Raw genomic sequence first — 4,527 nt, forward strand, 5'->3', positions numbered from 1 at the left:
GAGTTGCGTGGCCATCCAACCCTTCGGACGTCCCATATTCCACCTCCATAATCGAGGTGTTGCGACGACCGGTTGAATCCGCCCTGGGTGCCACGGTCGCTGTGGAAGATCACGGTCGCCGGGCGGTCTCCGCGCAGCACCATGGCCATCGTGAGGGCGTCCTGGATGAGGTCAGTGCGCATGTGGTCGGCGATGGCCCAGCCGATCACGCGGCGGCTGTGAGCGTCGATGACGGTCGCCAAATACACCCACCCCTCCCAGGTCCTCAGGTAGGTGATATCGCCCACCCAGACCTGGTTCAGCGACCCGGTATCCCACTCGCGTTTGACGGCGTCGACCGGGTAGGCGTCAGCGTGGTCGATGATCGTGGTCGTCTTCCACTTCTTCGGACAAATGCCCACCAATCCCAGGCGTTTCATGGTCACGGCGACGGTCTTGCGGGAGATGATCTCCCCGTCCGCGCGGAGATCGGCCAGGATCCTCGGCGCCCCGTAGACCTCGTCGGAATCGCCGTGGAAGAAGGCCACTTTTTGCTCGATATGCACCCGCCGAAGCGACGCCGGCGACGGCGGCCGGCCGACCCAGGCGTAGTAGCCCGACCGGGAGACCTCTTGAAGACGGACCATGCGGGTGATAGTGAAGTTGGTCTTCTCCGCCAGCATCAGTTCGAACGCTTGCCGTTCGTATCCGACGCTTCCTGGGCGAAGAAGATGGACGCTTTTTCAAGAACGCCCTGTCCATCTTCAGGTCCGCGTTTTCTTTCCGAAGCCGCAGCAGCTCAGCTCGTTCAGACTCCGTCACCTCGGTCTGCCCGGTCTCGTTGCGACCCTTGAACGCGGTCAACACCAGCTTCACGGCCTCGTCTTTGTACTCAGGAGTGAACTCCCGACGTGATCTTGCCATAGTGAACATTCTCTCTTGTGAGGTGTCCACTCGCTGGGGTCAAGGCCAAACCACTCCTGGAACGCCAGAATCGAACGCGGAAAATCAGGTTTGGGCACACCTCACTCAAGCTGAGCTAAGCGGATACGCACTAATCGACTTATGCCGACTCCGTGATTATGCCGATGTCGCCGCGGCCACTCTCCGATATCACTAATAGCGCTGGTATTTTCCGCAGACCCCAGAGAGATTGTCGGCATAATTCCGGCGTCGTTGGAAGCTGTTTCCGAGGAGGCTTCGCGCTTCCAGACGAGGAACGAACTTATGTCAGGAACACGCAGAAAGGCTGGGGCTATGGCGCCCTACATCGCCGCCGTCGATGCGAAGCTGGCCGCGGCCGGCTACACGCCGGGCACGCGGCGGGGCATGTTGAAGATCGTCGGCGACGTCGGCCGCTGGCTGGAGACGGAACGGCTGACGGTCGCGGATTTCGACGAGTCGGCCGTCGCGTCCTTCCGCGCCGCCCGGGCCGGGGCGGGTTTCACTCAGAAGCTCTTTGGCCGCTGCTTCACTTTGATGTTCGAGGTGCTGCGGGAGGGCGGGGTACTTGCGCCTCGTCCCACGGCGGTGGTTTCTGCGCTGGAGGCTCTGCTGGCGGACTATCGGCAGTGGTTGGTCCACGACAAGGACCTGGCGGCGATGACGGTGCTGCGCTACGAGAAGTTGGCGCGGCGATTCCTGCAGATCGGTCAGCCTGCAGGAGAGCTGCTTGACACCACGATGCTGTCCGATCTCGAGATCTCGGCATTCATCCTGGCCGAGAGCGAGCGGGTGAGTCTCGGGTCCGCGCGCGGGCGGGTCGCGGAGATGCGCTCGTTGCTGCGCTACCTCTATCTCACGGACCGGACCAGCTGGAATCTTGCGGGATGTGTTCCCGCGGTCGCCGGTTGGCGCGACGCGCACCTGCCCGTCGCGCTCAGCGCCGGGCAGGTCGAGGCGATGGTGGACAGCTGCGATCCCGGCACCAGCACCGGCCGCCGGGACCGGGCGATCATGCTGCTGCTGGCCAGGCTGGGACTTCGGTCCATCGAGGTCGCCCGGTTGCGCCTGGACGACGTCGACTGGCGCGCCGGGGAGGTCACGGTCCGCAGCAAGGCCCGCCGCCGCGACCTGATGCCCCTGCCCGTCGACGCGGGAGAAGCGCTGGCGGACTACCTCCACGAGGGCCGGCCGGCGTCGCCGCACCGGGAGGTGTTCATCACCGAACGGGCCCCACGCAAACCGATCGCGGCGGATCTGGTCGGTGATGTGGTGCGCCGGGCGGCTCGCCGGGCCAATTGCCCGGAAGCGAAGGCACACCGGCTGCGGCACGCGCTGGCGACAGAGATGCTGGCGAAAGACATCCCCCTGCTGGACATCGGGCAGGTGCTGCGGCACCGGGATCTGGCCACCACTGCCATCTACGCGAAGATCGCCATCGACTCGCTGCGCGGCATCGCCCAGGACTGGCCGGGGCAGAACTCATGACGACACTCACTGAGTCCTTGGACGACTACCTTCGGCTGCGACGGAACCTGGGCTATCAGTTGGCTGACGCGGCGAGGCTTCTTCCCCGGTTCGTGGCGTGGATGGACGCCAATGAGCAACCGACGGTCACTATCGCCAACACCATCGCCTGGGTCGAGTCCGTGTCGGCTGAACCGGGCAGCGCTGTCTGGCCGCGCCGAATGACGGCCGTTCGCGGCTTCGCCCGCTACCTCTCCGGCATCGATTCCGCGACAGAAGTTTCACCAATCGGGTTGTTCCCCTCCCGCCGGCGCTGGAGGACACCATTCATCTATTCCGTCGACGACATCACCGCCTTGATGGGCCACGCGCAGCACGACTTGGATTCGCGACTGCCCGCGGCGACGTATTCCAACCTGATCGGGCTGCTGTCGGTGACGGGGCTACGCATCGGGGAAGCGATCCGGCTGGATCGGGCCGACGTTGACCTCGCTGCCGGCGTCCTCCTGGTCCGGGAATCGAAATTCATGAAGACCCGCAAGGTTCCCGTGCGCTCCAGCACCGTTGCTGCACTGCGCACATATGCCGCTCAGCGCGACACGCACCTCCCGGCGCCGTCCACCACGAGCTTCTTCGTGATGGTGACAGGAAAACGGCTGCTCTATCCCGTTGTCCAAACCGTCTTCCACCGCCTGTGCTCCGAGGCGGGGATCGGCGTCGGAGCGGCCCGCGGTCCCCGCTTACACGACCTGCGTCACACTTTCGCGGTCACCACGCTGGTCAACTGGTATCGCAGCGGCGCCGACGTCCACGCGCGACTGCCTTATCTCTCCACCTATCTCGGGCACCGCGATCCGCGGTTCACCTACTGGTATCTCTCCGCTGCGCCAGAACTGCTCGCCCTGGCCGCTGAACGCCTCGCGCCTGGGGATGGGCGGGTGCAGTCATGACGGCAATCACGGCGACGGTCCAGGTATTCTTCAGCGACCGTTTGGCCAAACAGCGCCAGGCCAGCGGCCACACCATCGCCGCCTACCGCGACACGCTGCGGCTGCTCTTCGCCTTCGTCCAGTCCACGACGGGGAAGCTGCCCTCGCACCTGGACTGGTCGGATCTCGACCAGGGCATGATCAGCGCGTTCCTGAACCATCTGGAGACCAAGCGGCACAACAGCGCCCGCACACGCAACGCCCGCCTGGGCGCGCTGCGGTCGCTGTTCCGCTACGCCGCGCTGCAGCACCCCGAACACGCCGACGTGATCGCCCGGGTGCTGGCGATTCCGCCGAAGAGGTTCGAAAAGCAACGGTGTCCTACCTCACCGCCGCGGAGGTCGACGCACTGCTGGCCGCGCCGAACCTCACCACCTGGGAGGGCCGCCGCGACCACGCCTGGCTGATGCTCTGCGTCCAGACCGGGTTGCGGGTGTCGGAGCTGACCGGGTTGAACTGCGCCGACATCGCCTGCGGCACCGGCGCAAACGTCCGCTGCCACGGGAAGGGACGCAAAGACCGCGCCATCCCGCTCACCGCAGCAACAGCGGCGGCGATCCGCCACTGGCTGCGTGAGAGGGCCGGCCTGCCGACCGATCCGTTGTTCTGCACCCGCACCGGTCGACGACTCACCCGCGATGCGATCGAGCACAGACTGGCCGCCCACCACTCCACAGCCGCCCTAGCCTGCGGAACATTGCATTCGAAGAAGCTGTCCCCGCACACGCTGCGGCACACCACCGCGATGACGCTGCTGCACGCGGGAGTGGACACCACCGTCATCGCGCTCTGGCTGGGCCACGCCGACACCCGGTCCACGGATCCCTACATCCACGCCGACATGACGATCAAGGAACGCGCGCTGGCCAAAACCACCCCGGTGTCGTCGCCGCCCGGCCGATACCGTCCCGCGGACAGCCTGCTCGCATTCCTCGAAGGACTGTGATTATGCCGACCTCCACGCAGCCAACTACCGGTCACAGTCCTGGAAAACACTGGGCGCGGGGCCCGCCGCCCCACCCACATCGGCATAATCACGGAGTCGGCATAAGTCGATTACGAGCAGCGTCGGGCCGGCGAAGAACCGCATCATCGTGCCCCATTTGCCTTCGATCGCGGCGCGGTGGCAGCGGGCGGCGAGGTCGGCGGC

General features: G+C 65.6%; 5 protein-coding genes and 1 pseudogene. 4 read left to right on the top strand and 2 right to left on the bottom strand.

Annotation, left to right across the window (positions count from 1 at the left end; genetic code table 11):
• On the bottom strand, positions 1 to 662 hold a 662-nt coding region (locus tag E3O49_RS16070), incomplete at its 3' end, for an IS3 family transposase (protein ID WP_134410888.1).
• A gap of 574 nt (positions 663 to 1,236) precedes the next feature.
• Here E3O49_RS16070 and E3O49_RS16075 point away from each other — a divergent pair.
• Genes E3O49_RS16075 through E3O49_RS16875 form a run of 4 tightly spaced genes read left to right on the top strand, consistent with a single transcriptional unit; the run spans position 1,237 to position 4,323 of the window.
• Positions 1,237 to 2,409 carry a site-specific integrase gene (locus E3O49_RS16075; RefSeq protein ID WP_198415969.1) on the top strand — a complete coding sequence of 391 codons (1,173 nt, stop codon included), beginning with the start codon at positions 1,237 to 1,239 and terminating at the stop codon, positions 2,407 to 2,409.
• A gap of 17 nt (positions 2,410 to 2,426) precedes the next feature.
• Positions 2,427 to 3,338, top strand: a complete 912-nt coding sequence (locus tag E3O49_RS16080) for a tyrosine-type recombinase/integrase (RefSeq protein ID WP_198416878.1) — start codon at positions 2,427 to 2,429, stop codon at positions 3,336 to 3,338.
• Positions 3,335 to 3,784 carry a site-specific integrase gene (locus E3O49_RS16870; protein ID WP_198415968.1) on the top strand — a complete coding sequence of 150 codons (450 nt, stop codon included), beginning with the start codon at positions 3,335 to 3,337 and terminating at the stop codon, positions 3,782 to 3,784. Before E3O49_RS16080 ends, E3O49_RS16870 begins: the two co-directional genes overlap by 4 nt.
• Positions 3,694 to 4,323 carry a tyrosine-type recombinase/integrase gene (locus tag E3O49_RS16875; protein ID WP_198415966.1) on the top strand — a complete coding sequence of 210 codons (630 nt, stop codon included), beginning with the start codon at positions 3,694 to 3,696 and terminating at the stop codon, positions 4,321 to 4,323. Before E3O49_RS16870 ends, E3O49_RS16875 begins: the two co-directional genes overlap by 91 nt.
• Positions 4,324 to 4,347: 24 nt before the next feature.
• On the opposite strand, the pseudogene E3O49_RS17265 reads toward E3O49_RS16875, so the two are convergent.
• Positions 4,348 to 4,527: pseudogene (locus E3O49_RS17265) on the bottom strand (hypothetical protein); the annotation flags it as partial.

This window comes from Cryobacterium shii (assembly GCF_004402595.1).
In the GTDB taxonomy this organism is placed as follows: Bacteria; Actinomycetota; Actinomycetes; order Actinomycetales; family Microbacteriaceae; genus Cryobacterium; species Cryobacterium shii.